The organism is Corynebacterium sp. MSK150, assembly GCF_030229215.1.
Taxonomy (GTDB): Bacteria; Actinomycetota; Actinomycetes; order Mycobacteriales; family Mycobacteriaceae; genus Corynebacterium.
In genome coordinates, this window is record NZ_JASPHM010000023.1 from 1 (window position 1) to 25567 (window position 25567).

Annotated in this window: 21 protein-coding genes and 1 pseudogene; 10 read left to right on the forward strand and 12 right to left on the reverse strand. The window is 59.3% G+C overall.

Annotation, left to right across the window (positions count from 1 at the left end):
• The first annotated feature begins 483 nt into the window (after nucleotides 1-483).
• On the forward strand, nucleotides 484-732 hold the full coding sequence (locus QP941_RS11000) for a PLDc N-terminal domain-containing protein (RefSeq protein ID WP_284868950.1): 249 nt from the start codon (nucleotides 484-486) through the stop codon (nucleotides 730-732).
• Nucleotides 733-879: 147 nt separating this feature from the next.
• On the opposite strand, the gene QP941_RS11650 is transcribed toward QP941_RS11000, so the two are convergent.
• The 8 genes and pseudogenes from QP941_RS11650 to QP941_RS11030 form a co-directional block, all read right to left on the reverse strand.
• On the reverse strand, nucleotides 880-1038 hold the full coding sequence (locus tag QP941_RS11650) for a DUF3923 family protein (protein ID WP_350309286.1): 159 nt from the start codon (nucleotides 1036-1038) through the stop codon (nucleotides 880-882).
• A 370-nt stretch (nucleotides 1039-1408) separates the two neighbouring features.
• Nucleotides 1409-1471: a hypothetical protein gene (locus QP941_RS11655; protein WP_350309287.1), complete on the reverse strand. Its 63-nt coding sequence runs from the start codon at nucleotides 1469-1471 to the stop codon at nucleotides 1409-1411.
• 32 nt (nucleotides 1472-1503) lie between these two features.
• Nucleotides 1504-1893: pseudogene (locus QP941_RS11005) on the reverse strand (recombinase family protein).
• A 204-nt stretch (nucleotides 1894-2097) separates the two neighbouring features.
• Complete coding sequence (locus QP941_RS11010) at nucleotides 2098-3072, reverse strand: SMI1/KNR4 family protein (RefSeq protein WP_284868951.1); 975 nt, start codon at nucleotides 3070-3072, stop codon at nucleotides 2098-2100.
• Between the two features lie 1503 nt (nucleotides 3073-4575).
• A complete protein-coding gene (locus tag QP941_RS11015; RefSeq protein ID WP_049377823.1) occupies nucleotides 4576-4950 on the reverse strand; it encodes a hypothetical protein in 375 nt (124 codons plus the stop codon).
• A gap of 56 nt (nucleotides 4951-5006) precedes the next feature.
• Nucleotides 5007-5756, reverse strand: coding sequence for a succinate dehydrogenase/fumarate reductase iron-sulfur subunit (locus tag QP941_RS11020; RefSeq protein ID WP_284868952.1), 750 nt, complete (start codon nucleotides 5754-5756; stop codon nucleotides 5007-5009).
• Nucleotides 5756-7771: a fumarate reductase/succinate dehydrogenase flavoprotein subunit gene (locus QP941_RS11025; RefSeq protein WP_284769392.1), complete on the reverse strand. Its 2016-nt coding sequence runs from the start codon at nucleotides 7769-7771 to the stop codon at nucleotides 5756-5758. Before QP941_RS11025 ends, QP941_RS11020 begins: the two co-directional genes overlap by 1 nt.
• Nucleotides 7772-7786: 15 nt before the next feature.
• Nucleotides 7787-8542, reverse strand: coding sequence for a succinate dehydrogenase cytochrome b subunit (locus tag QP941_RS11030; protein WP_239278512.1), 756 nt, complete (start codon nucleotides 8540-8542; stop codon nucleotides 7787-7789).
• 369 nt (nucleotides 8543-8911) lie between these two features.
• Here QP941_RS11030 and ramB point away from each other — a divergent pair, with 369 nt between their 5' ends.
• Nucleotides 8912-10321, forward strand: coding sequence for an acetate metabolism transcriptional regulator RamB (gene ramB, locus QP941_RS11035; RefSeq protein ID WP_284868953.1), 1410 nt, complete (start codon nucleotides 8912-8914; stop codon nucleotides 10319-10321).
• Between the two features lie 124 nt (nucleotides 10322-10445).
• Here the strand turns inward: ramB and lpdA are convergent, their stop codons facing one another.
• Nucleotides 10446-11858, reverse strand: a complete 1413-nt coding sequence (gene lpdA / locus QP941_RS11040) for a dihydrolipoyl dehydrogenase (RefSeq protein WP_284868954.1) — start codon at nucleotides 11856-11858, stop codon at nucleotides 10446-10448.
• A 535-nt stretch (nucleotides 11859-12393) separates the two neighbouring features.
• On the opposite strand from lpdA, the gene QP941_RS11045 reads away from it, so the two are divergent.
• The 7 genes from QP941_RS11045 to rfbA all read left to right on the forward strand — a co-directional run bounded on the left by QP941_RS11045 (nucleotide 12394) and on the right by rfbA (nucleotide 21159).
• Nucleotides 12394-13770, forward strand: a complete 1377-nt coding sequence (locus QP941_RS11045) for an alpha/beta hydrolase (RefSeq protein ID WP_284868955.1) — start codon at nucleotides 12394-12396, stop codon at nucleotides 13768-13770.
• Nucleotides 13771-13821: 51 nt separating this feature from the next.
• Nucleotides 13822-14901, forward strand: coding sequence for an alpha/beta hydrolase (locus QP941_RS11050; RefSeq protein WP_284868956.1), 1080 nt, complete (start codon nucleotides 13822-13824; stop codon nucleotides 14899-14901).
• A 45-nt stretch (nucleotides 14902-14946) separates the two neighbouring features.
• A complete protein-coding gene (locus QP941_RS11055; protein WP_284868957.1) occupies nucleotides 14947-16272 on the forward strand; it encodes a M1 family metallopeptidase in 1326 nt (441 codons plus the stop codon).
• Between the two features lie 141 nt (nucleotides 16273-16413).
• A complete protein-coding gene (locus QP941_RS11060; protein ID WP_284868958.1) occupies nucleotides 16414-17892 on the forward strand; it encodes an HNH endonuclease signature motif containing protein in 1479 nt (492 codons plus the stop codon).
• Nucleotides 17893-17956: 64 nt separating this feature from the next.
• On the forward strand, nucleotides 17957-18952 hold the full coding sequence (gene rfbB / locus QP941_RS11065) for a dTDP-glucose 4,6-dehydratase (RefSeq protein ID WP_284868962.1): 996 nt from the start codon (nucleotides 17957-17959) through the stop codon (nucleotides 18950-18952).
• Nucleotides 18953-18954: 2 nt separating this feature from the next.
• Complete coding sequence (locus QP941_RS11070) at nucleotides 18955-20310, forward strand: sugar nucleotide-binding protein (RefSeq protein WP_284868959.1); 1356 nt, start codon at nucleotides 18955-18957, stop codon at nucleotides 20308-20310.
• A complete protein-coding gene (rfbA, locus tag QP941_RS11075) occupies nucleotides 20311-21159 on the forward strand; it encodes a glucose-1-phosphate thymidylyltransferase RfbA (RefSeq protein ID WP_284815646.1) in 849 nt (282 codons plus the stop codon).
• Between the two features lie 3 nt (nucleotides 21160-21162).
• Here the strand turns inward: rfbA and QP941_RS11080 are convergent, their stop codons facing one another.
• Genes QP941_RS11080 through QP941_RS11090 form a run of 3 tightly spaced genes read right to left on the reverse strand, consistent with a single transcriptional unit; the run spans nucleotide 21163 to nucleotide 23730 of the window.
• Nucleotides 21163-21777: an MBL fold metallo-hydrolase gene (locus QP941_RS11080; RefSeq protein ID WP_005323087.1), complete on the reverse strand. Its 615-nt coding sequence runs from the start codon at nucleotides 21775-21777 to the stop codon at nucleotides 21163-21165.
• A complete protein-coding gene (locus QP941_RS11085) occupies nucleotides 21777-22862 on the reverse strand; it encodes an S-(hydroxymethyl)mycothiol dehydrogenase (RefSeq protein WP_284766108.1) in 1086 nt (361 codons plus the stop codon). The genes QP941_RS11080 and QP941_RS11085 overlap by 1 nt, the downstream gene beginning before the upstream one ends.
• 52 nt (nucleotides 22863-22914) lie before the next feature.
• On the reverse strand, nucleotides 22915-23730 hold the full coding sequence (locus tag QP941_RS11090) for a GDSL-type esterase/lipase family protein (protein WP_284868960.1): 816 nt from the start codon (nucleotides 23728-23730) through the stop codon (nucleotides 22915-22917).
• A gap of 151 nt (nucleotides 23731-23881) precedes the next feature.
• Between QP941_RS11090 and QP941_RS11095 the strand changes: the two genes are divergently transcribed.
• Complete coding sequence (locus QP941_RS11095; protein WP_284868961.1) at nucleotides 23882-25498, forward strand: AMP-binding protein; 1617 nt, start codon at nucleotides 23882-23884, stop codon at nucleotides 25496-25498.
• Nucleotides 25499-25567 lie beyond the last annotated feature (69 nt).

The window sequence follows — 25567 nt, forward strand, 5'->3', positions numbered from 1 at the left end:
ATTTTGGAAGCAGAACTCACCCCAAGCAATAATAGAAATCAAGGCAAATGCCTAGGAACAAAACTCGGGGCACTTCATAGAGGGAGAGGGAGATTTTGTATTTGCGGCAACGATTGAGTCAACTAGTCCGTCATCAATCTCGGTAGCTGTAGCCGAGGGAGCGAATGCTAAGAAGCTGACACTAAGCGTGGAGGCGACCAAGATGGAGATCCCCTTTTTTGAAAATGGGGTGTAGCGAAGCATGTTCTTACCCTTGCTGAGGAGATGCGTATGTTCTTGGAACAATTTCACTATCTCACAAATAAACTCACCTTTTAAGATAATGTGATAAATGCAATCACCACACCCAGGAGCGGTTTTATCCCTGTAGAATAGGTAAAGTTACACTCTTAATATTCGGAGATTGAAGTTTGAGAGTGAGACCAAGTATCCCCATATTTCCGATCGAAGAATCCACTACAGGAAGCAAATTAGGCAGGCCTGATGATTACGTTCTACGACTTTGTAACCACAGTGGTTATGCTGTCGCTCTTTCTTCTTTGGACGATAAGTATCATCGTGCTGTTTAAAAAAGAGATGAGTACTCTTTCTGCACTTATGTGGCTTGCCGTCATTATTATTCTGCCAATCCTTGGCCCTATTGCCTTCCTTCTTTACGTCACTCGACAACAAGAAATAGAAACTCAGGCTTCAGCCAGGGACGAAAAAGATACCGTAGAAGAAACCCTATAGCCTTTACCTACCAGCAGCTTTAACGACTTTTGCAGACATATGCTTAAACATAAACATATATAGCAAATGTCCCGCCATATGGCAGACGCGACGGGGTGCAGATTTGCCAGAAAGGGAACTCACTTTTCCAGTTAAAGACACAAACATTTAAGAGTGGCGTGTAGCTTTCTTCTCTGCACGCTTGTTCAAAATGAACCACGCGACCTGAATAGCAAAGGGAATAAGGTAGGCAAATATTAAGATAGCGACATTTAACAACCTCAGCTCAGTAGCTTGCTGAGCTCCCGCCGCATCCTCTGCTCGCACCAACAGTAAGGCGGAAAGCGCAATAAAGCTCAGTACCTCAAATGAGCGTAACAGTCCACCATAGAGCCCATGACAGTTTCACAAGTTTTTATCTTTTCCACTCAAAGCTCCTAGTAGGCGTGGGGATAAGGTGAAGTTATTTCCCAAGTACCAATCTAAGAAACAAACTTTTCCTATAAACCTCTTGCAGTGGGAATTCTAGCAAAATAATGTACCCGATCAGGAATAGTTAAAGCGTTCCGAGTGCAAGACAGCAATAAATGTCACGTACACTTTGGCATGTGTTTACCGCGTGTGGAAGATGGTGCAGAGTTTCAAAAACGAGTTTCCCTAGTTTAGGCCACGCTATTTACGCTTGCCTCACGCTGCTTTAAGCGTTTTTCAACGCCCGATACACCGTAGGGCGAGTGACCCTAAATTCTCGCGCCAACACTGCCTTCGACTCCCCCCGCCAGCACGCGCCGTTTAATCTCTACTACCTGGTCGGGGTGAGGGCGGGTTTGCGGCCTTTGTACTTGCAAGCCTTTTCGCCAACGCAATCCCCTCCGCTTGGTGCTCGCGGATAATGGCCCGCTCAAACTCCGCAAACGAACCCAAAATACCCAGCATTAAATCCGCACGCGGATCCGTGGTGTCTTTTGTAAAAGTGAGATGCTAGTGCAGGAAAGTAACGGTCACGCCCTTGTCGGTGAGTTCATCGACAATACCGCGAAGATCGGTCAGCGAGCGGGCGAGGCGATCAATCGACGAGACAACGAGCTCGTCACCGTCGCGCACATAGGCCATACACTCCCCAAGCCCGGGACGCTCTGCCTTAGCGCGTCCGGAAATCTTATCCTCAAAGAACCAGTCAATACTTCCAGACGCATTGAGTAGGTCCTAGACCCCATTATGCAGGTGTAAAATAATTCTCGAATCTACCTTATTTTACATGTAACTTACCGGCATAAACGCACGTAACAATAGGTTGTACCCCATTGTTTGGTAATGGTGTCCTCTACTTTGGGCGATTGCTTTTAAGTGCTGGGCGCAGAGACAACAATTCTGGAAAAGCTAATTTTAGTTCTTTCCTTGGCAAAGCTGATCGAAGACGCTACCGGCGTAATCCTCGTCGAGAATGAAACCGTTGTCGGTTTGTTTGAGAACTCCTTCTTTGACTCTTCGATCCCACCACATGATTAAGGACGCGAACGTGTAGCCGAGTTCGTATTTCTGACCAGGAACTATGAATGAGTTCTTCATGAGTTCTGGGAAGGTTAGTATTTGTCCTTCTCGGCCTCCGTCGGCAAATGTTTTAGGATCGTGTTGGGGCTCAATATGCTGAACAATCCAGTACACAACGTCGTAAAAGGTTCGACTTTCAGGGCTATTCTCGTTGATTATTGGATTTAAATCTTTGGTGATGAGCTCTGTGGCCTGCTTTAAAAGCTTTTCGATTCCTGGTGTTGGAGTGGCAGATATCGCCTTTCGGAGAGGTTCAGAAAATGAGTCATATCGAACACCATTGATTCCAATGTTATCCGACTCTGCATCTTCAACCGTTTCTTCTTGGTCTGGGTAGGGGCCTAGCTTAGACAAGAACGCGTCAACTGATTCTGCAACGGGCATGAAAAATCCATCAGGATCGGTATCCACGTACAATACGGCGCCTTCTGGGAAATCTGGCAAGCCGTAGTTAATGACAAAGCATTGATGCATTCCGTCTTCGCTAGCAGCCAAGAGAAGGACTTCTTCGGGAATCTCCCACTCATCCATAAGGAAGGTTGCGTAGTCAATCAAATCAACATGAGCGCCATTGCTTGCTGAGCCGTTGCCGAAGATATCTTCAACAACGACCTCCAAGGTGTCCCCATCAGGCAGGGAAATACCTGTAAGGAAGCACTTTTTTAGGTTGAGGATGCCGCCTCCAGTTTCTGAAAGCAGCATCTTGTAATCATCAGGTAGCTTTTTGCCAAGCTTGCTTTCAAATTCAAGGATGCGTTGACTGTCTGCTGGCTGTGCAGTGTACTCAAAAAGGTTGGCGTAGTTTTTCATGATTGTCCTTTACGATTCGAGGGGTGTACTCTATCGGGCAATTTGAGTTAGATGAGCTTTGTACCCCTGCCCGTCCACATAGAGAGCCTGGCCGTCTCTCAGTAGAAGCAGGTTCCATTCTTTGCCGTAATCTTCCACCGTTCTTCTGATGGTACTGATGGAATGTGGGCCAGTTGTTTCTTAGATTGAGAATTCTGGAGCGTAACCATGTTGGAAGGAATTAATCGGCATACAGGCCAACGATCCCGGGGGAGATATCTCCGCGAAGGATTCCTTCAATGTCAATCTGTTCCATCGCTTTTGCTAGTTTCTTACCGTCAGATTCTCGTGGCTGGTCGGGGTGACTTTTTAGTCGTTTACCTTCTTTTATGCATGCCAAAACGTATAGTGCGGTTCCTAGTCCTTTTCTTTGAATGAGGCTGTCGTCTCCAGTTATGTGTTTGACGCTTATGCTGAGCGTGGGGCCCGGACCGCGTTCATTTCCTTTTTCACCCCAAGCGATATAAGCCCACTTAAGGTATTTTTTATCTGCGGCTCAGTGCAAGCCATTATCTGCTGATCTCCGAAAATGGATTCGGAGGAGTATTCAAAATAGATATCTTCTTCACCCTCTCGCCGTAGGATGTAGCTAAGAATTTCTCTTACTGGGGAAGTCATGGCTCAAGTATGCCCAAACTTCAATTGATTATGTGGCGGAAATAGATCGGGATCGCCAGCGCATACCCCGGCATGACTCTTGAATCGAGACGCACGGACCGCCCGCGGCACTCGCTCGCGTTTGGGTTGCTACGGTCCACTGCGACTGAGGGTGTATATGGTCGGCGTCACCCCGCACGGACGGCCGCCCCAAACTGTACTAACGCGTTGGTTCAGCTGGAGTCAGCATGAACTACAGAGAGAGTGTGAGTTCGTGGAGAGCATGACATCGAAGCGGCGATAGTCGCTTCTTGCGACGGTGAGTGCGAGTCTACTGTTGATCCCTCTGGACAACTCAATCCTGTACACGGCACTACCCACGCACTCGAGTGAGCTAGCGACTTCGGGAGCGCAGTCGTTGCGAACCATCAACGCGTAACCGGTGGGCAGGGCCGGCCTGCCGCTGGGCGCAAGCACACAGGGTAATCGGATCGGGCATCACAGCTTGTTCTTGATCGGGCTGGTCGTCTTCGGGCTGAACTCATTAGGAGCTGCGTTCTCTCCGACCGATGGGCTGTTGATCGCGGCGCAGGCGCCTTGGCGGTGGGGCAGCCTCGATGATGCCCGCCACACTGACACTGATCCGCCTTCGTTCAACTACGAACGCGGGGAGCACCTCTCGATCGCGATCTGGGGGGCGTTGAAGCAACGGTAAGGAGGGAGGCGTCGGCAAGCGCAGCTTAAAGCAACGCTATGTTGGCGCCTTCTTGGGCCTTTGGCTCAAGATATGCAACAACCCCCGCCTCCCTGCATGGCGTGCATGCTGTGAGGAGCGGGGGTTGTTGGTGCTTGGCTTAAAAGCGAATACTAGTTAACGCGGCCGGTTTCCTTGCGGTACTTGCGGTAGTAGCGGCGGCCGTAGTGGACGGTGCCTACTGCAGCGATGGCCACAATGACTAGGGCGATGATGCCGATGATCATGGTCAGGGTGTAGTCACCCTCGCCTGCGGTGCCCAGCGGGGTATCCCACACGCCAAGGCCCCAAATGATGATGCCGGCAGCCGGGAGGCAAGACAGGATCAGACCCATGCCCACCCAGGTGGAGGTGCGAAGCAGGGAAGAGTGAGGAGCACCGAAGGATACTGGATCGTAGCCCTCAATGTAGGTGTCCTGAATCTTGCCGGAGAACTCCGGGTAGGTCTCGCTGGCGTAGTCAGCGACTGCGTGGGTGTTATCGCTCATGGCGGAGTCTTTCTGTCTTTCTCTCGTTCCTAGTATTCCTACGGAATAACCTTAGCTTAGTCGTCCTTGCCACGGAAAGCAGCACGTGCACGTTCGCGGGTAACCGCAGAAACTGCGGTCAGCGGAACGCCGGCCGGGCAGACATCGACGCACTCACCGTAGAGGGAGCAGTGGCCAAAGTTGGCTTCCAGGTCGTCGACCATGTTGCGGGCACGGCGGCCACGCTCTTCCTTGCCCAGCGGCATGAGGGAAAGGTGCACCAGCTTCGCACCGGTAAACAGGTGGGCCGCACCATTCGGGCAGGCAGCAACGCAGGCACCGCAGCCAATGCAGGCAGCGTGGTCCAGCGAGTACTCGGCGGTCTCGTGGTTGAGGTGCATGGTATCCGCATCCGGAGCAGTACCAGCGTCCATGGAGACGTAACCGCCCTGCTCCATTACGTGATCCAGTGCCGCGCGGTCCACGACCATGTCCTTGATGACCGGGTAGGCAGCAGAACGGAATGGCTCCAGCTTGACGGTCTGGCCATCGGTGAAGTTGAACAGGCGCTGCTGGCAGGCAGGGGTGTTCTGGCCTGGGCCGTGCGGGCGACCATTGACGGTCAAACCACAGGTACCGCAGATGCCCTCACGGCAGTCGGAAGCGAAAGCGAAGGGCTCTTCGCCGCGCTCAATGTAGCCCTCGTTGACGTGGTCCAGCAGCTCCAGGATGGACATCTGCTCAGAGGCGTCATCCACCTGGACGGTCTCGAAGTGGCCTTCTTGGGTCGGTCCGGCTTGACGCCAGATCTCAAGTGTCAGTTTCATTACTTGTAGTTCCTTGTCATCAGCGGGATCGAATCAAAGTACAGCGGCTCGGCGTGGCGAATGAACTCGCCCTTATTAGCACCCGGCTCCCATGCGGAAACGAAGCACCAGTTCTCATCGTCGCGTTCTGCCTCGCCGTCCTCGGTCAGGTGGTCCTCACGGAAGTGGGCGCCACAGGACTCATCGCGGTCCAAAGCGTCAACACACATCAGCTCGCCCAAGTCCAGGTAGTCGGCAACGCGCAGGCCGTATTCCAGGACCTGGTTCATGTCATTGGCCTCGCCCGGGATGCGGACATTAGCCCAGAAGTCTTCACGCAGCTCGCGGATCTTGGTGATCGCGGCCTTGAGGTCTTCGACGTTACGGGACACACCGCAGCCGTGGTAGAGGATATCGCCCAGCTGGCGGTGGTAGTAAGACGGACCGTGCGGGTTCTCACCGCGCACTCCCATGAGGCGATCGATGCGCTCCTGGGACTGTGCCAGGGTTGCCTGTGCCTCTGGGGAATCCTCGGCCAGCTTCTCCTCGTTGAGGTGGTCAGCCAAGTAGTTCGGGATGGTGAATGGCAGGGTGAACCAGCCGTCGACGGAAGCCGAAAGCAGGGAGTTAGCACCCAGGCGGTTAGCACCGTGGTAGGTCCAGGAACACTCACCGGCGGCAAAGAGGCCGTCGATGGAGGTCATCTCGTTGAAGTCCGTCCACAGGCCACCCATGGTGAAGTGGCAGGTCGGGGCGATGCGCATCGGGGTCTCATAAGCAGACTCGCCGATGGCCTCTTCGTACATCTCGATGAGGTTGGAGTAGCGCTCGCGGATCTTGTCCTTGCCCAGGCGCTCGATGGCGTCGCGGAAGTCCAGGTACACCGAGTTGTGCAGCGGGCCAACACCCAGACCGGCGTTGATCTGCTGGGAGATGGCACGGGAAGCAACGTCGCGCGGAACCAGGTTGCCGAATGCCGGGTAGCGGCGCTCCAAGAAGTAGTCGCGCTCTTCTTCCGGAATGGTATTCGGGTCGCGGTCGTCTCCCTCCTTCTTCGGGGACCAAATGCGGCCGTCGTTACGCAGAGACTCCGACATCAGGATGGTCTTGGACTGCCAATCGGAGTTGACCGGCAGGCCCGTCGGGTGGAACTGCACGAAGGCTGGGGAGGCCAAGTAGGCACCGCTGTCATACGCACGCATCATGGCGCTGGCATTGGAGTTCTTTGCCAGGGTGGACATGTGGTAGACGTTGCCGTATCCGCCGGTACCCAGCACAACTGCGTGGCCGGTGAAGGCCTTGAGCTCACCGGTAATCAGGTTGCGGGTAACGATGCCGCCGGCGCGCTTCTTACCGTTGTCGTTGTAGACGATGATGTCCTGCAGGTCGTTGTGAGCGAAAAGCTCCACGTTGCCCAGGCCAATCTGGCGGTAGAGCGCCGAGGTGGTGGACAGCTGCAGCTGCTGACCTGTTTGGCCACGGGTGTAGTAGGTACGGGAGACCTGCACGCCACCGAAGGAACGGGTAGCCAGGGTGCCTCCGTACTCGCGAGCGAATGGGGCGCCGATGGCGTTCATGTGGTCAATGACGCGAACGGACTCGTTTGCCAGGCGCCAGCAGTCGGACTCGCGGCAGCGGTAGTCGCCGCCCTTAACGGTGTCCTTGGTGTGGCGGTAGGCGGAGTCGTTGTCCACCTTCTTGGCACGGGAGGCGTTGACGCCACCCTGCGCAGCAATGGAGTGCGCGCGGCGCGGGGAATCGTGGTAGGTGAATACCTTTACCTTGTAGCCCAGCTCGCCCAGTGCGGCCGCAGCGGAACCGGCGGACAGGCCGGTACCAACCACGAGAACCTCAAACTTGCGGCGATTCAGCGGGGAAACCAGCTGCATGTGGTCCTTCTGGTGGGACCACATATCCTTCATCGGCACGCCGTGCGGCTCGTGGGATTCCAGGATGTTGCCGGCAGATACGCCCGGAACGATGGACTGTGGGTGCGAGAACTTAGGGTGCTCGCGCTTGAGTTCAGTATTAGTCATGGGTTTCTAACTCCTTTAGCTGACCAAGCCCAGGGCAACGGACAAAGGCATAACGATGTTGCCGATGCAGACAACGGCCGGGATGACGTACGCCAAGATCAGGAAGGTCTGACGCCACTTCGCACCGGTGATACCCAGGTCAGAGGCGGCAAGGCGAATGCCGTGGGTGAGGTGCAGGAACAGGAAGCACATAGCGATCACGTACACGATGGTGACCGGCCAGCGGCTGAAGGTGGCGATCATGTTGGCCTTCACCGCGCCCTCTGCAAAGTCGCCGGGGGCGAAAGGCTGCACGCCCAGGGTCAGGTCCAGCAGGTGGAAGATGATGAACAGCAGCAAGACGATGCCGGTAACCAGCATGGACTTGGTAGCGAAGGAATCAAGGCCGCCCATCAGGTTGCTGCGGCGGAACTTGCCGCGGGACGCCTTAGAGCGTGCGGTCAGGGCAAATGCACCATAGATGTGGGCGAGGATGGCAACCAGCAGGACGGCGCGGATAATCCACAATGCACCCTCGTGCGGGAACAACGGCTCGCCCATGGAGCGCAGGAATGCGCCGTATTCATCCAGTGCCTCTTCGCCGCCGTGCGCCGGCAAATACAGCTTCAGGTTGCCGGCCATGTGGCCAACAACGAAAAGGGCAAAAAGCAGGCCAGTAACGGCCATGATGAGCTTCAGAACCCAGGAGGGCACTCCCGGCTTCTGGCGGATTGGTTCGTTAGTAATGTGGCCGTGAGCTACTGCCTCACGGTCCGGATTTCTTAAAGTCATGACACCTCCATTGTCGCCCTCACTTTAACTGGGCTTAACCGCTGGTTACTAGTCAATTCCTGCGGCGTTTCAGCTAACGGTACGGCGGTACGGTTAAAGTCAGAATTCTTTTAGGTAAGGGTTGCCTTAGAAGCCTCGGGGCAAAACGTCACTACCTTGGCAGCTCGGAATTCCGCAATATTGACGTTGCGTAATTTGTCCCAGATTTGTGAACTTGATCACCCAGGGTTGCCAGAGTGACCGCCTTACCCCTTTATGTGTCAAACTTTCGCATGAAACCCACATGTAGCCCACAGGCGGGTGAACATTCTTCGCAAGATCTTTGCAATTAGGGTGCACACCCGCAGGCCAGCCAGTAACCTTGCCGGCATGAGTAAGACGTATGTGGGATCCCGCCTTCGCCAGCTTCGCCGTGAGCGCGATCTCAGTCAGGCTTCCCTTGCCGCGACGCTGGGGCTCTCCGCCAGCTACGTCAATCAGATCGAACACGACGTCCGTCCGCTCACCGTCCCGGTGCTCCTGCGCATCACGGAGGTCTTCGGCGTCGATGCCACCTTCTTCTCCCGTGACGATGACTCCCGCCTTCTTGCCGAGATCCAGGACGTCATCCAAGACAAAGAGCTCTGCCCCTCCCCCGTCGAGCTGCAAGAGCTCTCCGAGCTGGTCTATAACCACCCCACCGTGGCTCGCACGCTGGTAGACGTCCACCGCCGCTACCGCAATGTGCGCGATAAGCTCTCGCTGGCCACCGATGCCCGCCGCACCACCGAGGCCACCCAGGCCCTATCCATGCCGCACGACGAGGTGCGCGACTTCTTCTACGCTCGCCAAAACTACTTGGACAACCTGGACCACCATGCAGAGCAACTTGCCGACGCCCTCTCGGTCACCCACTTCGGCATTCGCGACACCGAACACGCCCTGGCCCAGCGCCTGCGCGATCGCCACAACGTAGATATCCGCATCACTTCCCAGATGGATGGCACGCTACACAGCTTTGACCGCGAAACCGGCGAGTTCCAGCTCGCGTCGCGCCTGAGCGAAGGCCAGCGCGCCTTCCGCATGGCCGCGGAGCTGAGCTTCCTCGAGGCCGGGGAAGACATCGCTTCCCTAGTGGAGGAGGAGCCGTTTACCTCGGATGCTTCGCGCAACCTCGCGCGGCGCGGCTTGGCCAGCTACTTCGCCGCCGCCACCGTGATGCCCTATGCACTGATGCATTCCGAAGCTGAGCGCTCCGGCTACGACGTGGAATACCTCTGCCAGGTCTTCGGCGTGGGCTATGAATCCGTGGCTTCCCGCCTGTCCACCCTGCAACGCGATAACCTCCGCGGCATTCCTTTTACTTTTGTTCGCGTCGACCGCGCCGGCAATATGTCCAAGCGCCAATCCGCCACCGGCGTGCACTTTTCCAATAACGGCGGGACCTGCCCGCTGTGGAATGTCTACGAGACCTTCACCCAGCCCGGCATTATCTCCCGCCAGCTGGCCCAGATGCCCGATGGCCGTAACTACCTGTGGATTTCGCGCGCCGTCCAGCATCACCAGGGGCGCTTTGGCGATACCGATAAGCTCTTCGCCATCGGGCTAGGCTGCGAAGCCCGCCACGCCGACCGCACTGTCTACGCCGAGGGGCTCGATCTCACCGATCTCTCTACCGCCACCCCCATCGGCTCCGGCTGCCGCACGTGCCCGCGCGAGAACTGCGCGCAACGCGCCTTTCCACCCATCAACGAGGTCATCAACGTCGATGCCCACCGCTCCGCCGTGGCACCGTACTAACTCTGCCACCCAGGTGGAATACACATAAAAAAGCGGCACCGCGGTCCGCCTCCCTCCAACGAGGGGCGAACGGTGCGGTGCCGCTGGCGTCGTGCTCAATGGCGACGTCGGCAAGCAGCCCTGCTTAGAGGTTAATCATGTGGCCGCCGATGCCCTCGGCTGCTTCCTTCATAGCCTCAGAGAGGGTCGGGTGGGTGTGAACGTTGCGGCCGATTTCCTCAGCAGTGAGGTCGAAGCGCTGCGCCAGGGTCAGCTCCGGCAGCAGCTCGGAAACGTTGGAGCCCACCATGTGGCCGCCGATGAGCTCGCCGTACTCGCCGTCCGCGATGAGCTTGACAAAGCCGGCGGTCTCATTGAGGCCAGCGGCCTTGCCGTTAGCGGAGAACGGGAAGGTAGCGACCTTAATGTCGCGGTCCGCGAACTTCTCCTTGGCGGCTTCCTCGGTGTAGCCGAAGGAAGCGACCTGCGGGTTGCAGAAGGTAGCGCGCGGCATATTCATGTAATCACCCAAGAACTGGGTCTCCACGCCGGCGATGGTCTCTGCAGCCACAACGCCCTGGGCCTCAGCAACGTGCGCGAGCTGCAGCTTCGCGGTGACGTCACCGATAGCGTAGATGTGGTCGACGTTGGTGCGCATGGTGTCATCGATGGCAATAGCGCCGCGCTCGGTGAGCTCAACGCCGGTATTCTCCAGGCCGAAGCCCTCGGTGCGCGGGGCGAAGCCGATGGAGATCATGGCACGGTCCACGGTGAGGGTGTCCTGCTTGGAGCCGTCCTTGGACTCCACCTCAACGGTGACATTATCGCCGTTGTCCTTCACGGAGGTGGTCTTGTAGCCGGTCAGCAGCTTGACGCCGAGCTTCTTGTACTCCTTGGCAATAGCCTTGGAGACGTCCTTGTCCTCATTCGGCAGGACGCGGTCCATGAACTCCACGATGGTGACATCCACGCCATAGTTGGACAGAACATAAGCAAATTCCATGCCGATGGCGCCGGCGCCGACGATGACCATGGACTTCGGGGCCTCATCGTTGAGGATCTGCTCCTCGTAGGACACGATGTTGCCGCCGAGCTCTACGCCCGGCAGGGACTTGACCACGGAACCGGTAGCGATGATGCAGTCATCGAAGGTGACGGTCTTGCCCTTGTCATCACCATCGGTGATTTCGATGGTCTTATCGTCCTTGAAGGAACCAAGGCCGTTGATTTCGGTGATCTTGTTCTTCTTCATCAGGTAATGGACACCCTTGACGATGCCCGCGGAAACCTTGCGGGAACGCTTGTGGGCAACACCGAAGTCGAAGGAGACATCGCCGGAAATGCCGAAGTCCTTGGCCTCGTGGTTGAAGGTGTGGGCAACCTCAGCGTTCTTCAGCAGCGCCTTGGAAGGGATGCAGCCTACGTTGAGGCAGACACCGCCCCAGTACTGCTTCTCGATTACGGCAACTTTCTTACCAAGCTGAGCTGCACGGATGGCGGCCACGTAGCCGCCAGGGCCCGCGCCGAGTACTACTACGTCATAATGTTCATTAGTCACGCCCTTTAGGATACGTAACTTTCCCCTCCATGTCGCGCATTGGGCCACACTCTTATGCCCGAGTACCCCACGCTTCGGGGGGGTAAAACGCACAAAGGCCCTGCACGGTGGCGTCGGCAAGCGCGCGACGCCCCCACGCAGGGCTATGGGCTCGGTGTTTTAGAACAGGCCGAGAGCCAGTGCAGCGGTGGAGGACATGGAGGAGCCGGCGTGCAGGAACTGGCCCAGAACTTCGTTGATGGCCACGAGGATGGAATCGAAAACGTTCATTATGCTTCTTTCTGTGTTTTTAGTTGCCTAGAGCGAGGGATGGGCCCGCGGATGGGGACCACATTATTCACACGTTTAGTACTAGCGGAGATTGTAGCGCCACCGTTACATACGCGCCGCGTTCAGAATTATGACACACAAACCACATGCGCCACAGGTTTTGCTACATTAAAAGGGCTATTAAGGCATAGAGTCTTGCTAACACTCCCGCTTTGCGGAACGATACCTACTGAGAAGATTCTCTTAACTCGAGGAAGCTAAAAATATGCATACTTTGCGCTCTATCGGCTCCAGCGTCGCAGGCATCGCCATCGCGGCAGGAGTCCTCTCCGCCCCTATCGCCTCCGCCGTCGAGCCGGCCGAGAACCAGGGTGACGCCACCCCGTCCACCATCCGCGAGGTAAACTTTACCGACCCTGCGGACGCGGAAAACATCAACTACGCCATCACCACCGAAGGCGAAAACCGCGTGGTGGATATTGCCAAGCTGAAGGACAAGGACAAGTGGAAGGGCTATGCCTTTGGCCATAAGAGCAAGGCTGGCAAGCACTACGGCAACCACGTAAAGGCCCTGACCGCCACCTCCGCCGCCATGGACGGCCGCGAGGTTCCGCTGGCGGTCATCACCCCGGACGGCAACTTTGATAAGAAGCGCCCCACCCTGTACTTGCTCAATGGCGCGGGCGGCGCTGAGCAGGGCATGGACTGGCTGACCGCCACCGCCAACCATGACGTCGACCCTGAGACTGAGGGCGTGCAGGACATGGTGGACTTCTACACGTCCAAGGACGTCAATGTGGTCATCCCGCAGGCCGGCGCCTTCTCTTACTACACCGACTGGGTATCTTCCCCGAATAATGGCTACCTCAAGGGCCCGCAGAAGTGGGAAACCTTCCTCACCAAGGAGCTACCGGACGCACTGGAAAAGCACATCGGCGGCAATGGCAAGCGCGGCATCGCCGGCATGTCCATGTCCGCTACCTCTTCCCTGCTGCTGGCAGAGCACAACCCGGGCTTCTACAACGCCGTGGGCTCCTTCTCCGGCTGCGCTGCCACCTCTCGCCCGCTGCCACGCCTGTACACCCAGCTGACCGTCAACCGCGGCGGTGGCTCGGCCGATCAGATGTGGGGCGCTATGGGCAGCGAGTACAACGTGTACAACGATGCCTTGGTGAACGCTAACCCGAATAACCTGGGCAAGTCCGAGACCTATGTCTCGGTCAACTCCGGCCTGGGCGGCGCCAATGACTGGGGTGTTCCGGGGTCTTCCACCCTCATCGTTGAGGGCGGCGTCATCGAGGCCGCGATGAACTCCTGCACCCATGACCTCAAGGCCAAGATGGACTCCCAGGGCATGAACGCAGACTGGAACTTCCGCAATACCGGCACCCACTCCTGGCCGGGCTGGCGCGATGACATTTTCTCCTCGTGGAAGACCTTCGAGCGCGGCTTTGCCAAGGATGCTGCAGAGGCACCGGCCGAGCCGGAGGTAAAGCCCAACGAGCTTTCTATCGAGGCACCGCAGGCCGAGGAAGATGCGCAGGTTAAGGACGCCCCGAGCGCCGCTGACCAGTCCCCGGATAAGGACTACGTCGAAGATCTGACCGCTGACGCCCCAGAGACCGCCGGTACTGCGGAATAAGCAACGCAGCAGTATAATCAGCGAGTTCATAAACTACAGGAAAGAAGCACTATGAAGCGCCTTAGCTCCATCCTGGCCGCCACCGCCGTGTGCGCCGGCCTAGCATCCGCCCCGATGGCGGGGGCCGCACAGCTCACCCCGCAACAGGTAGCGGGCAACGCCGCCCAGTCCACCCTGGCCCCACTGGAGGTCACCCCGGAACTGGAGCAGCAGACTTGGTACCAGAAGTACAAGGACGATCCGCGCGTCGAAAAGCTGCAGGCCACCTCTCCAGCCATGAACGGCCGCAAGATTCCGCTGGCCGTCATTCGCGCAACGGATGAGAACCGCCCGACCATCTACCTGCTCAATGGCGCCGGCGGCGCGGAGCAGGACATGGACTGGCTGAAGCTTTCCGACGCCGTCGATTTCTACCACTCCAAGAACGTCAACGTGGTCGTCCCACAGGCCGGTGCTTTCTCCTACTACACCGACTGGGTCTCCGAGCCGAACTCCAAGTACCTCAAGGGTCCGCAGAAGTGGGAAACCTTCCTCACCAAGGAACTGCCGGGTGCCATCGAGGGCCATATCAAGGCCGATAACCACCGTGCCATCGCGGGCATGTCCATGTCCGCCACCTCCTCCCTGCTGCTGGCGGAGCACAACCAGGGCTTCTACGACGCCGTCGGTTCCTACGCCGGCTGCGCGGCTACCGCTTACCCGGTAGAGCACAAGGCCGTTGAGCTTACCGTTAACCGCGGTGGCGCGACCACGGAGCAGATGTGGGGCCCGTTCGGCTCCCCCACCAACCGCTACAACGACGCGATGATGAACCACGAGAAGCTGCGCGGCACGGAGCTGTACATCTCTTCCGGTTCTGGGCTGGCAGGCAAGGAGGATACCTTCTCCTATAACGTGGCTAAGGGCTACAACCCTGCTACCGCTGCTTTGGGCTCCGCTCAGCTGCAGGTGGAAGGCGGCGCCATCGAGGCTGGCGTGAACTACTGCACCCACAACTTTAAGGCCAAGCTGGACCAGGCTGGCATCCCAGCGACCTACAACTTCCGCAATACCGGCACCCACTCCTGGCCGCACTGGATTGCGGACCTCAAGGATTCTTGGCCGGTCTTCGAGCGCGCTTTCAATAAATAAGCTCGTTTCTTTCCGCGGCTGAAAGGGCGGTAGGCTTGCAGCATTATGAAGTTGCTTCCTACCGCCCTTTCGCATGCCCACACTGATCCTTATACCGGCGTGGATTTTAACCTCGGTTTCGAGGTTTCCCACTACACGCTGGATCTGACCTACCTCGTGGAGCCCAACCTACTTCAAGGCGAGGCTACTTTGGCCATCCGGGCCGACGAGGATTTAACGTCGCTGACCCTAGACCTAGGCGGGGCGATGGTGGCCCGGCGCGTGACTGCGAAGGGTGCGCCGCGGGTGGCTAAGTTCCGTCAGTCTTCCGGCAAGCTGCGCCTGCGTTTTGCTGAGGAGATTGCCGCTGGTACGGAATTTGAGCTGATTATTCGCTATGGCGGCAGCCCGCGGCCGATCCGCACCACCTGGGGCGAGATTGGCTGGGAAGAAACCGAATCCGGCTCGCTGGTGGCCAGCCAGCCCAACGGCGCGCCGAGTTGGTTCCCTTGTGACGATACGCCGTCTGAAAAGGCGCACTATGACATCATCATTACGGCCGATGATCCCTTCATCGTGGTATCCAATGGTGACCTCGTCTCCCGCCGGGCGGGCGGCTCCACCACGCGGTGGCACTACCGCACCCGCGAGCCCATGGCCACCTACCTGGCGACAGTCCAGGTAGGCGAGTTCTCTAATTTTGATTTGGGGCCTTCCACGCGCGCCTGGGCACCGGCCGAGCTGCGCGAGCGCGTGCTCGATGAGTTTGCCCAGCAGCAGGAAATGGTGGACTTCTTCTCCTCCATTTACGGCCCTTACCCGTTTACGGATTACCAGGTGGTCATCACGGAAGATGAGCTGGAAATACCGCTGGAGGCGCAGGGCCTGTCCATCTTTGGCTCCAACCACATCAAGGGCGACCACGCCTTCGAGCGCCTTATTGCGCATGAGCTTTCGCACCAATGGTTTGGCAATTCCGTGGGCCTGAGCGAGTGGAAGGATATCTGGCTCAACGAGGGTTTTGCCTGCTACAGCGAGTGGCTATGGGGCGAGCACAAGGGCGAGACCACCGCGCGCGAGGCGGCGCGTTCCCACTACAACGTCCTGGGACGCAAGGCGCAGAACCTCACCGTTTCCGATCCGGGTGCGCGCGATATGTTCGATGACCGCGTGTATAAGCGCGGGGCCTTGACCGTGCACGCCATTCACCGCTTGCTTGGCGACGCCTTCTTTACCACCCTCCGCAGCTACCTCACCGAACACCAGCATTCGGTGGTAGAGCCTTCCATGCTGCTGGATTCCTTCCGTGCCGCCGCTCCTGACGCCGCGCTTTTCGACGCCACCGTAGACACCTGGCTTAACCAGAAGGCCCTTCCTCCCTTCCCGAGTTAGTGGTTTTGGCCCCGTTTCGCGGAGTTTAGTCTGCGTTTGTTTGGGGAATGTCTAATCTATTGACCAAATCCTTCTTTCCTGTTGACGGGGTGTTTTATCTGGGTAAGATAGAACATGTAAACGAAAAGGAAGGGAGGGATCATGCAGACCACCAAGCACGCGGAGATAGACTCCGCCATCGCACAGGTTGCCACTGGGCTCACCCAGCTGCGCAGCCTCATGCAAGATCCCTCCGATCTGTCTTTCGAGCTTCTTCATCCTCATTTCGAGCACTTGGAGCGGGCGCTAGGAAATAAGTCCACTATCGACGCCGCCTTCGCTTTCATCGCGGAGCGGGATGACGCCGGCCGCCGCGTTGGTTCTTCCAAGGCCAAGGACTACCTGACCACGCGCCTAGGCCTTACCGATGCCGAGGCCGCCGCCCGCCTCCGCAATGGACGCAACCTTTTCGCGCCCATCCCCGATCCGGAGCCGGCTCCCCCTGCGGGCCCCGATGCTGACGATGCCGCACGCGCCCGAGCCGAGGAGGAATCCCGCCGCCGCGCCGACCGCGAGCGCCGCGAAGAGGAGAAGCGCCGCAAGAAGCTCTTTGAGGAAGAGCCTATCCCAGAGCGCATCCTCAACCTCATCGAAAACGAGCTGCGCAGCCTCAGCAAGTACGCCATCCCCGGCCCGAGCGAACTGCGCAACCAGGCTCTCGAGCAGGCCAAGCGTCGTTCCTTCGATTCCCTGCGCGAGTGGCTGCGCAAGGCCATCCGCAAGGCGAATAAGCACGCTCTCAACCCAGCCGGCGAGCCCGATCCGCACGCCGCTACCCGCAAGCGCCGCTTTAGCATCTCCCGTCAAGATGCCGACGGCGGCGTGCACATCTCCGGCTATCTCGATGCCTCCGCAGCCGCCATCCTCGCCAGCGCCTTCGCGCCCGCAAAGAATAAGGGCAGCGCGGATCTCAGTCCCGAGGACGATACCCGCACCTATGCCCAACGCATGGCGGACCAACTAACCGCCGCCCTGTCGAGCTACCTTTCCGCCACCCAAAAGAACTCCGACGGCCTCGGCTCCTTCTTCGTCGCCACCACATTGGAAGAACTGGAGGCAATGGGCGGAGATACCCGCTTCGCCACCAGCACCGGCATCGAGCTCACCCCGCTCGACCTCCTCCGCCTGGGCGGCGCGCAGCACGATTTCTTCTGCGCTGTGGACGACAAGGGCTTCCCCCTCGAGCTTGGCCGCACCAAGCGCACCGCTTCCCTCTGGCAAAAGCTCGCCCTCGCAGCCTCCGAGCTCGTCTGCACGCACCCAGAGTGTAACCGCCCCTGGCAGGACTGCGACGTTCACCATCTCCAAGCCTGGTCTCACGGTGGCGCCACCGACCTCAAGAACCTCACTCTGTTGTGCCGCCGGCACCACGTGGACAATAACGATTACCGCGATGGCCGCAACGGAATGGGACACGCCGAACGAGACCCCGACACGGGCCGGGTAGGCTATCGGGCCGCCCACCCCAACGGCCTATCGCCCACCGTGGAGGTCAACGACCACCCCGCCGCGGAACAAGCCCCGGCCCGCAGGCTCACCGATCCACCTTCGCCACCGCCGTCACCCCCGGGCGCGGCCTGACCGGGGCCCGCAGCCTGCCACAGCCGCGCGCCCGACTGCCCTACACTGGATAACCATGCAAACGATGCTCGTCACTGGCGGCGCCGGTTTTATCGGCGCCAATTTCGTGCGCCTTATATGCCAGGCGCGTCCCGATACCCGAGTTACGGTGCTGGACAAGCTCACCTACGCCGGAAACCGCGCCAACCTCGCCGGCCTCGATATTGACCTCGTGGAGGGCGATATCGCCGATCCCGCCACCGTAGAACCGCTCGTCGCCGCTGCCGATGTAGTGGTTCATTTTGCCGCCGAGTCCCATAACGATAATTCTTTGCGCGACCCCTCGCCCTTCATCCACACGAACCTCGTAGGCACCTTCACCCTTCTGGAAGCCTGCCGCAAGCACGATACCCGCTTCCACCATGTCTCCACTGACGAGGTTTTCGGTGACCTCGAGATAGGAGCAGCGACCAAATTTAGCGAGCACACCGCCTACGCTCCCTCCAGCCCCTACTCGGCCACCAAGGCGGGTTCTGACCACCTCGTGCGGGCATGGGTGCGCTCCTTCGGGCTGCGCGCCACCATCTCAAACTGCTCCAATAATTACGGGCCGTACCAGCACATCGAGAAGTTCATCCCCCGCCAAATCACCAATATCCTCTCCGGTCACACGCCAAAGCTCTATGGCACCGGCGAGCAGGTGCGCGATTGGATCCACGTCGATGACCACAACGAAGCGGTGCTCGCCATCCTCGAGCGGGGCCGCATCGGCGAGACCTACAATATCGGCGCGGACCAGGAAGATATTAATAATAAGCAGGTCATTGAGCTGATCTGTGAAATCATGGGCCACACCCGCAATGGGCGCGCACTCTATGAGCACGTGGCGGACCGCCCCGGCCATGACCAGCGCTATGCCATGGACGCCACCAAACTGCGCCGCGAGCTGGGATGGACCCCGCGGTTCACGGATATCCGCGCCGGTCTCGAAGACACTATCGCGTGGTACCGCGATAACAAAGACTGGTGGAAGCCCGAGAAAGAAGACGTGGAAGCCCGCTACAAGCAGCAAGGACAGTAAATATGCGTATTACCGAAACCGCCATCCCGGGGCTGCTCATCATCGACCTCGACGTGCACGGCGATAACCGCGGCTGGTTCAAGGAGAATTGGCAACGCGAGAAATTCACCGGACTCGCACCCGAGCTCGCGAGCTTCCAGCCGGTGCAGAACAATATCTCTTTCAACCACGCCGGTGCTACGCGCGGCCTGCACGCCGAGCCGTGGGACAAGCTCGTCTCGGTGGCACAGGGCAGGATTTTCGGCGCATGGTGCGACTTGCGCGAGGGGTCGGAAAGCTTTGGCAAGGTCGTCACCCACGAGGTGGGTCCGGAGACTGCGGTGTTTGTGCCGCGGGGCGTCGCCAATGGCTTTCAGGCGCTGGAGGAAACCTCCTACTGTTACCTGGTGAATGAGCACTGGTCGGCCGAAGCTCGCTACGCCGCGGTGAACCTCAACATCGTCGACTGGCCGCTGGAGCCCACCGAGATTTCAGAGAAAGACAAGCAGCACCCCACTCTCACAGACGTGAGCCCGATGCCCGCCCGACGCATTCTTGTCACGGGTGGGAACGGGCAGTTGGGGCGGGCACTCAAACGCCTGCTTGCCGACGCCGAGTTTTGCACCCACGCCGACTTCGACATCACCGACCGACCAGAACGGAATTGGAAGCAGTACTCCGCCATCATCAATTGCGCGGCGTATAACGACGTCAACGGTGCCGAAAACGACCGCGCCGCCGCCTGGGCCGTCAATGCGGAAGCGCCCGCACGGCTGGCGCGCATCGCCGCGGAGAACCAACTCACGCTGGTGCATGTCTCGAGCGACTATATCTTCGACGGCACCAACGAGGTCCACACTGAGGAGGAACTGCCGTCGCCACTGAGTGCGTACGGGGCGTCGAAAGCCGCGGGCGATACCGCCGCGCAGACCGCGCCGCAGCACTACGTCATCCGTACTTCCTGGGTCTTTGGTGATGGTGAGAACTTCATGTCCACCATGCGCCGGCTGGCCGCAAAGGGAGTGGAACCGAAGGTCATCCACGACCAGCGCGGGCGACCCACGTTTGCCGAGGACCTGGCCAAAGGCATCGTGCACCTGCTCAACTCCGGTGCGGACTACGGCGTGTATAACCTTTCCAACTCAGGCGATACCGTGGGCCGCGATGAGATTGCCATGGCCGTGTTCATCGGGCTCGGCCACGACCCGGCCGAGGTCACTCCGGTAAGCACCGAGCAGTACCGCGAGATCGCGGGCCCCGAGGCGCCGCGCCCCAAGGAGTCGACGCTTGCGCTAGATAAAATCGAGGCTACCGGCTTCAAGCCGCAGAATTGGCGCGCGGCCCTGGCCCTGTACTTGGCGCTGTACCCGGAGGATTAAATGAAAGGCATCATCCTGGCCGGCGGTTCCGGCACACGGCTCTACCCGATTACTAAGGGCATCTCGAAGCAGCTCATGCCCATTTATGACAAGCCGATGATTTATTACCCGCTAACCACGCTCATTCAAGCGGGCATTCGAGAAATCCTCATCATTACCACCCCGGAGGATGCGGGGGCTTTCCAGCGGCTCTTTGGCGATGGATCGCAGCTCGGACTCATGATCGATTACGCAGTCCAGCCGCGGCCAGAGGGGCTCGCGCAGGCCTTTTTGATTGGCGAGGAGTTTATTGGAGACGACAGCGTCGCGCTGGTACTCGGCGATAATATCTTCCACGGCTTCGGCGGCGAGCTCGCCCACTGCCAGGATCCGGAGGGCGGCATCATCTTCGCCTACGAGGTCTCGGATCCGCAGCGCTATGGTGTCGTGGAATTCGACGCCGCAGGCCATGCGTTGAGCATCGAGGAAAAGCCGGAAGTGCCGCGGTCGAACCACGCGGTGGTGGGATTGTACTTTTATGACAACTCCGTGGTGGAGATAGCCAAAGGCATCGAGCCCAGCGGCCGCGGTGAACTGGAAATCACGGCGGTAAACGAGGAGTACCTGCGCCGCGGCGAGCTGAATGTGCAGCGCCTGCACCGCGGCAGCGTGTGGCTCGATACGGGAACGGTGGACTCGATGAGCGAGGCCTCCGCCTACGTCGAGGTGATGCAAAAACGCACCGGCATCGTTATCGGATCGCCCGAGGTCGCCGCATACGAGGCGGGCTTCATCGACCGCGCCCAGCTAGAAAAACTCGCCGAGCCGTTACTCAAGTCCGGCTACGGCGAGTACCTGCGGGCGTACTAGAGGCTAGTAGCCGCGCTCGATGTATTCGTCGATGCGCGCGGCCTCCGCGCCCACCGTGGTAGCGTCGCCATGCCCTGGCAGGACCTTGGTGTCCTCGGGCAGGGTGAAGACGACGTTCTTCAGCGACTCGATGATCACATCGAAGTCGGAGTACTTGCGGCCGGTGGCACCAGGGCCACCGTTGAAGAGCGTATCGCCCGACAGCAGCGTCTCGCCCACATGCAGCACCACGCAGCCCGGCGAGTGGCCCGGGGTGTGGTAGACCGTAATCTTCTCGCCGCCAATATCGAACTGGCCGCGGTCCGCCAATGGCGTGTACGGAGCATCGCCATTGGACTCCTGCCACAGCATGTCATCGTCCGGGTGCAGGTAGACCTCGGTATCGAAGCGCTTTGCGGCCTCGGGGGCGAGCTCGCAGTGGTCATTGTGCGCGTGGGTGAGCAAGATGCCTTCCACGCGACGGTCGCCAACGAGCTCTGCTACCGCATCGAGGTCGTGGGAGGGGTCCACCACGTACACACTGGAGTCATCGCCCACGACGTAGACGTTATTGTCCACGTCCCACTCGCCGCCATCGAGGCGGAACTTGCCAGAAGTAACCGTGCTATCGATACGCATTAAAACTCCACCACCGAACGCAGAACCTTGCCGGACTTCATGGTGGCAAAGGCCTGCTCGACGTCGTCAAGCGCAATGCGCTCGGAGACGAACTTATCCAGCGGGAAGTTGCCGGCCTTAGACAGCGCCACATAAGCGGGGAAATCGCGCTCTGGGAGGCAATCGCCGTACCACGCGGGCTTGATGGAACCGCCGCGGCCGTAGAGGTCGATGGCCGGGATATCCACGTGGTCGGTGAGGTTCGGCACGCCCACCATGACCATGCGGCCGGCGTGGTCGCGGGAGTAGAAGGCCTGGCGCCAAGTGGGCTGAATGCCCACGGCGTCGATAGAGACATCGGTGCCGAAGCCGCCGGTGAGCTCGCGGACGGCGTCAATAACCTCCTGCTCCGAAAGGTCCTTGGAGCAGATGGTGTCGGTCGCGCCGAACTCGCGGGCGGTCTCCAGCTTGGACTCGTCGATGTCCACGGCAATGATCTTTGCCGCGCTCGCCAGCTTGGCGCCCGCAATGGCAGCCATACCCACGCCGCCGCAGCCGAAGACGGCAACGGACTCGCCGAGCTGGATATCGCCGGTGTTCACGGCCGCGCCGAGGCCTGCCATGATGCCGCAGCCCAGTAGGCCGGCGGCGGCTGGGTCGGTGTCTTCCACCTTGGTGCACTGGCCCTCGTGGACCAGGGTCTTCTCAGCGAAGGAACCGATGCCCAGCGCAGGGGTGAGCTCGGTGCCATCCTCGAGGGTCATCTTCTTGGAGGCGTTGTGGGTATTGAAGCAGTACTTTGGCTCGCCCTTCTTGCAGGCGCGGCACTCGCCGCACACGGCGCGCCAGTTCAAAATGACGAAGTCGCCTTCCTCCACGTGGGTAACCGCAGAACCTACGGTTTCTACCACGCCTGCGGCCTCGTGGCCGAGCAGGAAGGGGAAGGCGTCTTCAATATCGCCATCGCGGTAAGCAAGGTCGGTGTGGCACACACCGCAGGCTTGGACGCGCACGATGACGTCGTTAGGGCCGGGATCAGGAACGACAATGTTGACGGTTTCGACTTCCGCGCCCTTGGAACGGGCAATAACAGCTTTTACAGTCATGCGCCCGAGCGTACCGATATTTTCAAAACCGGCGCATTATTGAAAACTCGTTTTAAGAGCGGGCAATGACGTTGGCCGTATGCTCGTGGCCGCGCTGGTTCATATGGATGGGAAGGTTGCCGTCACCACCAGTAAAGTCCACCAGACCAGCCCACATGCGCTGGTTTGCATCGGCGCACATGCCGTTATTGCGGGTAGAGGGCTTCAGGTCTAGGAACTGCACGCCGGTGCGCGCCGCCAGGTCCACCTGCATCCACTGCGCCTTATTCTCAAAGTCCTGAATGCCCGGCAGGAAGGTGGAATCGGCCGGGCGCGGGCCGAAGTGGAATAGGCAGTAGTAGGGGCCGGAACCGATGGTGGGGTATCCCACGATCTGCACGCGGGCGTTCGGGGCCGCGCGCTTAATGCGCTCGATCTGCGGGGCGGTGCGGTCCGCGAACTGCTTGCGAATCTGCGGCAGGTTCATATCGCGGTGGTTGTAGGTGTCATTAAAGCCGGTGGTGATGACCACGCGGTTAGTAGCCGGGCTCAGCGCGCCGGTACGGATGGCCGCATCCACCTGCTGGGAAACCTGCGGGCCGGGGGACATGGACACGGCACCGGAGCAGGAGAAGTCCCGCACCGGAAGGCGCAGCTTGGCGCCCGCGCGCTTGGCGTAGTTATTGGAGGTCGGGCAATCTACGCCCACACCTTTAGAGGGATCGTAGCGGTGGGCGAAGTAGGCGCCGGCATCTGGATCCGCCAAGACGGAATCGCCGAAGGCTACTAGGTTGCGCTCCGCGGCGGTGGCCTGCGGCGCGGCCACCACACCCAGCACGGTCAGCGCGGACGCCACCACGGAGAGTACTTTCAGCTGCAGAGATTTCATGAGATCCTTTTCTAGAAACACCGGTAACTTCAGGTAACTGTAGTTACTTCTGTAACATATTTCGAGTTGGCGGCAACACCGCCCGCCTCTCTCACGATATCGTCCATGGTTATCTTTTCGTTATCTTCGCTAATTTGGAGCTTTCCCGATCGTGAATTTTTCTGATTTCACATTCCACGCTGCAGCCCTCGGCCGGTTCGTGCCGGCGCTTCTTAACGCCGGACTCGTCAGCCACCAAGGCGGCGCGAAGGCCCAGCTCAATCTGCTGCCGAACCTGGCCCGCTACCGCTTCACCACCGCGCGCGAGATAGAACAGGGCTACCTCGCCTGCCCGGAGCGCTTGGCGCTTATCGACGACGACGGCACCCTCACCTACCGCCAGCTGCGCACCCACACCCAGGGCTTCGCCCGCTACCTCCGCTCGCTGGACCTGCCCGAGATTCGCCTCGGCGTCATGGCGCGCAACGGCCGCGGCATCATCATTCCGCTCGGCGCCAAGGGCTATGTGGGCGCTTCTATTTACCTGCTCAACGTGGGCTCCTCCCCGGAGCAGCTGGCCGGCTGCATTGAAGAAAACGGCATCAACGTGCTCGTCGTAGATGATGAGTTTATCGACCGCGTGGACACCGATATCCCGGTCATCATCGCGCACGACACGGGCGCAAGCGATCTGCCAAAGCTGGATAAAATTGTGAAGAACCCACCGGCCGTGGAGCTGCCGCGCTTCCCCAAGCACGGCCCAATCGTGCTCATGTCCTCCGGCACCACCGGCATTCCGAAGGGCATTGTGCGGCCGGAGCCGACCCTGCCCGTGGTGCTGGCCTCCATCGTGGATACGATCCCGTGGCGCGCCGACCAGCGCCTGCAGCTCACCGCCTCCATTTTTCACACCTGGGGCTGGGCCTGCATCAATATCGCGCTGGGCCTGCGCAATACCATCGTCACCCGCCGCGTATTCGACGCGGAGCAGGTGCTTGACGATACCCAGCGCTACCACCTCGATGGCATGATTTCCTCCCCCATCTTCTTTAAGCGCTTGGTGGAGCGGGACCCGGCCGGCGAGTTCGATACCTCGAGCCTGAAATTCATCGCCTCGGCCGGCAATGCGCTGACCCCAGAGGTGGTCAAGGAGACCAATGAGCGCTTCGGCGCCATCCTGTGCAACGTGTACGGATCCACCGAGCTCGCACTGGCGACGACCGCCACCATGGACCAGGTGGCCGCCAACCCCACCATCGCCGGGCGCGTGGCCTCGGGCACGAAGCTGCGCATCCTCGATAAGGAGGGCCACCCGGTTCCGCGCGGCGAGGTGGGAGAGATCTACCTAACCAACTCCACCGCAATGACCGGCTATACCAACCCGAACTTGCGGCTCAATAAGGTGGACGGGCTCATTTCCATCGGCGATTTGGGCTACATTGACGAGCACGACTTCCTGCACGTGGTCGGCCGCGCCGATGACATGATCATCGTCGGCGGCGAAAACGTCCACCCGCAGTCCGTCACCGAGGTCCTCGAGGCCATGCCCGGCATCCACGAGGTCCACGCCGGTGGCGTAAAGGATAGCGAGACTTTCCAGCGCATCGCCGTGTGGGCGGTGCCTACTGCCGACGCCGCCGGAAAGGCCCTCACCGCCGACGCCATCCGCGACTGGGTCCGCACCAAGCTTGCCGATCACTCCGTTCCGCGCGACGTGCACTTCCTAGCCAAGCTCCCGCGCAACGCTACCGGCAAGGTGGTCCCGCGCCTCTTGACTAACCAGGGTTAAGGGTCAGAAAGTGTGTCTGGAAACGGGGATTTTTAGGCTCTGACCTTTGAGTTAACGTCAAATATACGC